Annotated in this window: 3 protein-coding genes and 2 pseudogenes; 4 read left to right on the top strand and 1 reads right to left on the bottom strand. The window is 66.4% G+C overall.

Annotation, left to right across the window (positions count from 1 at the left end):
• Positions 1–42: 42 nt before the first annotated feature.
• From ctlX to AC1DY5_RS42605, 3 genes and pseudogenes are all read left to right on the top strand, one after another.
• A complete protein-coding gene (gene ctlX / locus AC1DY5_RS42595) occupies positions 43–978 on the top strand; it encodes a citrulline utilization hydrolase CtlX (protein WP_478120456.1) in 936 nt (311 codons plus the stop codon).
• Positions 979–1,254: 276 nt separating this feature from the next.
• A pseudogene (locus tag AC1DY5_RS42600) lies at positions 1,255–1,754 on the top strand (ATP-binding cassette domain-containing protein); the annotation flags it as partial.
• A gap of 94 nt (positions 1,755–1,848) precedes the next feature.
• Positions 1,849–2,518, top strand: a pseudogene (locus AC1DY5_RS42605) (class II aldolase/adducin family protein).
• Here the strand turns inward: AC1DY5_RS42605 and pdxR are convergent.
• Positions 2,519–4,033 (bottom strand): MocR-like pyridoxine biosynthesis transcription factor PdxR, encoded by a 1,515-nt coding sequence (gene pdxR / locus AC1DY5_RS42610; RefSeq protein ID WP_478120454.1) that lies wholly within the window; start codon positions 4,031–4,033, stop codon positions 2,519–2,521.
• Between the two features lie 152 nt (positions 4,034–4,185).
• Here pdxR and AC1DY5_RS42615 point away from each other — a divergent pair.
• A partial coding sequence (locus tag AC1DY5_RS42615) for an aminotransferase class III-fold pyridoxal phosphate-dependent enzyme (protein ID WP_478120455.1) occupies positions 4,186–4,690 on the top strand: 505 nt, incomplete at its 3' end.

Genomic DNA, 4,690 nt, shown 5'->3' on the forward strand with positions numbered 1-4,690 from the left:
CCGCTTGAGAGTCCGGGAAAGAGCAAGGGAGTCGCGCCACCAATGTCCGCTATTCGCTCCATCCAGGCCCCCGCAGCCGTCGTGATGATCCGTCCTCATCGGTTCACGCCGAATCCTGAAACTGCTGTCGACAACGCCTTCCAGAGCGCCGCCGAGCAGGGCCAGGCCGAGGCCTTGGCATGCGCGGGTCATCGCGAGGTGACGGCCGCTGCCGAATGCCTCGAAGCTCAGGGAGTGCGCGTCCACCTCTTCGAGGATGAGGGGGAGCGTGATACCCCCGACTCGGTCTTTCCCAACAACTGGTTCTCCACCCACCCGGGTGGCCATGTGGCGATCTATTCGATGTACTCGCCGAGCCGTCGGCGCGAGCGCCGCTCTGACGTGATCGAGATGCTCAAGACCGAGTATCGGGTGCAGGACGTGATCGACTACTCGGGTCTTGAGCAGGACAACCTGTTCCTCGAAGGCACCGGCGCCATGGTATTCGACCACCTGGCCCGCGTGGCTTATGCCGCCCGTTCCAATCGCGCCAACCCGGTGGCCTTGGAACGCTTCARCACGCATTTCAACTTCGAGCCCATGGTCTTCGACACGGCCGACGCGGCCGGGCGGCCCATCTACCATACCAACGTGCTGATGTGCGTGGCCACGGAGTTCGCATTGATCGGCCTGGACACGATCACAGACCCACGGCGCGCCGCCGAGGTACGTGCTCGGCTGGAAGAATCGGGCCGCGAGGTCATCGAACTGAGCCATGCCCAGATCGGCGAGTTCGCGGGCAATGCCATAGAGCTCACCGGCCGCGACGGCCGACTCCTCGCGCTCTCGCAGCGGGCCTGCGACAGCCTCACCCCGGCGCAGAAGTCTCGCATCGAGCGCTCGGCGCGCCTGTCGCCGCTGGCGGTGCCCACCATCGAATTGGCGGGCGGATCCGTCCGCTGCATGATCGCCGGCATCCATTTGTCGCCCCGGAGATGAATCCGCGGCAAGAAGCCGCGGATCCCTGGGCCGACGATCCGAAGGAGCTGTTGCGCTCCACCCGCTCGCCCCGCGCGCCGTCGTGCGCCGCGTGGCATGCATGAGTTCTCGACGTCGAGCAGCCTGGTTTCGCTCAGCCGGTAGGTAACCAAGTATCGAGGACTGACGAGGCTGTGCATTTCTTCAGCCGGAGCGGTTGAGCCCCCTGGCCAGGCCCACGCGATTGGTGCGGAAATGGTGCGCTTTGCACCAAACCGTGCCGCCGGAACCGCCTCGCGCCACACGGTGGGCCGGATCATTGCCGACGGGCCGGTCGCCAACGGCGTCCCGGTGGCGGAGGCGCGGCTGCGGGCCCGCGAACTGCTAGGCCTGGTCGGCCTCGAGGCTTCGGCCTTCGACCGCTACCCGAACCAGTTTTCCGGCGGCAAGCGCCAGCGCGTGGGCATTGCGCGGGCGCTGGCGCTGCGGCCCAAACTCATTATCGCCGACGAGTCGGTATCGGCACTCGATGTGTCGGTGCAGGCGCAGGTGCTCGAGTTGCTGGCCGGCTGCAGAAGGAACTGAACCTGGCGCTGATTTTCACCACCCACGACCTGCGGGTGGCGGCGCAGATCTGCCAGAAGGTGATCGTGATGCACCGTGGCCGGGTGGTCGAGGAGTGCCCACCGGAGCAGATATTCGATGCCCCCCGCGATGAGTACACGCAGCGCCTGATCGCTTCCGTGCCCGGCCGGGCATGGCAGCCGCCGGTCGCGCACCAGGGCGCACCGGCCTAAGCCGAAGATTGAACGACACACCCATAGAGACCACTGACGAGACTGACTACATGACAGCCGATCCAATCAAGAAGAGCACGCAACAGAACACCGCATTCGCAAGGAGCTTGCTTCGCTTTACCGGCCGGTGGCGCACTTCCGGATGAACCTGATCGATACGCACATCAGCGCGCGCATTTCCGGCACTCCGGACCACTTCCTCATCAACCGCTACGGTGTATTGTTCGACGAGATGCGCGCGGAAGACCTGGTGAAGGGCGATCCGCTCGGCAACGTGGTGGGCGATGTCGATCCGGCGCTCAGCCGCGTCAATCCCGCCGGATCCACCATTCATTCGGCGGTGCACATGGCGCGCCACGATTTGACCTGCGTGATCCATACCCACACCGCCGACGGCATGGCGGTGGCCTGTCAGGTGGAAGGGCTGTTGCCGATCACCCAGCATGCACTGAAGTTCTACAACCGCCTGGGCTACCACGACTACGAAGGCATCGCGCTCGACCTGGACGAGCGCGAACGGCTGGTGCGGAAACCACGGCCTCCTGGCTGCGGGGCGAAGCAATCCTGCGGCATTCCAGAACATCCTGTTCCTCGAACGTGCCTGCCAGGCACGGGTGAAGGCACTGGCCGGCGGCCGCACCCTGAGCTATCCGGCGGCCGACGTGTGCGAGCGCACCGCGCGCCAGTTCGACCGCGAAGAGAGCGCCGAGATCACGCAGTCGGGCTGGGAGGCGGCGCTGCGTCTGCTTGGGCCGGTCGCCTGATCAAGTCAGGGCGCTCACCGCACGGATGCCGTGCTGCCGCAGCACCTTGGCCAGCACTGCGAAGGCCGGCCCGATCTGGGGTTCGGGCACGCAGGCGTATCCCAGCAGCAGGCCTGAACGCGCCCGGGATGCCGTGCTGTAGTAGCGGCTGAGCGGCCGCACGGCGATGCCCGCGGCCAGCGCGTCGGCGGCGATCTGCACGTCGTCCGCTCCTGGATGCAGCGCCAGCACCATGTGCAGGCCGGCGTTGTCGCCCAGCACGGCGAGCGAGCCGCCGAAGTGGTGCTGCACCGCTTCGAGCAGACACTGGCGTCGCTTTCCGTACAGGCTGCGCATCCGGCGAATATGCGCGCTCAGGTGGCCCTCGTCGATGAAGTCGGCGAGCACGGCCTGCTGCAGCGGCTGGCCCTCGCGGTACAGCTCGGCAGACCCTTTCGAGAAGGCATCGGCCAAGCCGGGCGGCACCACCACGTAGCCCAGCCGCAGACCGGGAAAGAGCGTCTTGCTGAAGCTGCCGACATAGATCACGCGCTCGGTCGTGTCCAGGCTCTGCAGGCATGCGATGGGGCGGGTGCCGAAACGAAATTCGCTGTCGTAGTCGTCCTCGATGATCCAACTGCCTTCGCGCTGGCAGTGCTCCAGCAAGGACTGCCGGCGCCGAAGGCTCATGACCATGCCCAGCGGATACTGGTGCGATGGCGTGGCAAGCACAAGGCGCGGCGACGGCAGCTTTCGCGGTTCGGCCCACGCCAGGCCTTCGCTGTCCACCGGCACGGCATGCAGGCGCAGGCCGAGGGAGCGCAAAGTGCTGCGCATGCCCCAGTAGCAAGGGTCTTCGAGCCAGACGGCGTCGTCCGGATCTGTGAGCAGCCGGGCCGCAAGGTCGATCGACTGATGGCTGCCGGTGGTGATGATGACCTGGCTCGGATCGCATTGCACCGAGCGTGTCGAACGGAGGTGCTCGGCCAACGCCGAGCGCAGTTCCGGMAAGCCGCCACCGGGCGCGTAGCTCATTTTCTCCGGGGCCACGCGGCGCCAGTGGCGGTTCTGCAATCGGATCCATGTGCGCGACGGGAACTCGGTCACGTCGGGCACGCCGGGCATGAAGGCGCCCCATTGGCGAGGCGAGAAACCCGCACCCGCGACGAGCACCTTGCCGCGCCCGGAGAGACGCGACACCGTCCGTGCCGCGGGCGATGCGGCGGCCCTGGTGCTTCGCTGCGGCAGGCCGATCATCCGGTCGCCGGACACATCCGCCACRAAGGTCCCGCTGCCGTGCTGGCCGCGCAGGCAGCCCTCGGCGATCAGGTGGTCGTACACCTCGACCACGGTATTGCGAGCAAGGCCGAGTTCACCGGCGAGCAGGCGGCTGGATGGCAGCCTGCTGCCGGCCGCCAGATGCCCGTCGAGCACCGCCGACAGCAACAGGCCGTGCAGCTGGCGATAGACGGGCACGGCGCTTTCGCGGTCGAGGCGCTGCAACACCCAGTCTGAGAGCGTGACGGTCTGGCTCATGGCTTCATCCAATGTGGACCAGTGATTATTCCAGAAGTGGACCTTATCTTAGGAACCACATCGCCGTATCGTCCACAACTCCAGATTCCCGGAAACCCCGGCCGTTCCCGGCCAGCGCACGGTGCGCCGTGCAGACCACGAAGGACTTTTTCATGTCGAACGTCACGAAGCTGCGCAGCGCGGCGGCACCTCTTACCTGCGGCAGCAATGCCGAATGGCACGCCCGCAAGGATGAAGCCACGCCGCGCGGCGTCGGCGTGCTCGAGAACTTCTACGCGGCACGCGCCGAGAACGCGGAGCTCTGGGATGTCGAGGGCCGTCGGTACATCGACTTCGCCAGCGGTATCGCGGTGCTCAATACCGGCCATCGCCACCCGCGCGTGGTCGAGGCGATCAGGGCGCAGCTTGATCAGTTCACGCACACCGCCTATCAGATCGTGCCCTATGCCTCCTATGTGTCGCTCGCCGAGAAGATCAACCAGCGCACGCCAGGCGACTGGGCAAAGAAGACCGCCTTCTTCACCACGGGTGCCGAAGCCGTCGAGAACGCCATCAAGATCGCGCGTGCGCACACCGGCCGGCCGGGCGTCATCGCGTTCGATGGCGCCTTTCATGGCCGCACTTTTCTCGGAATGGCGCTGACCGGCAAGGTGGTGC

The organism is Variovorax sp. P4_D9 (assembly GCF_056401695.1).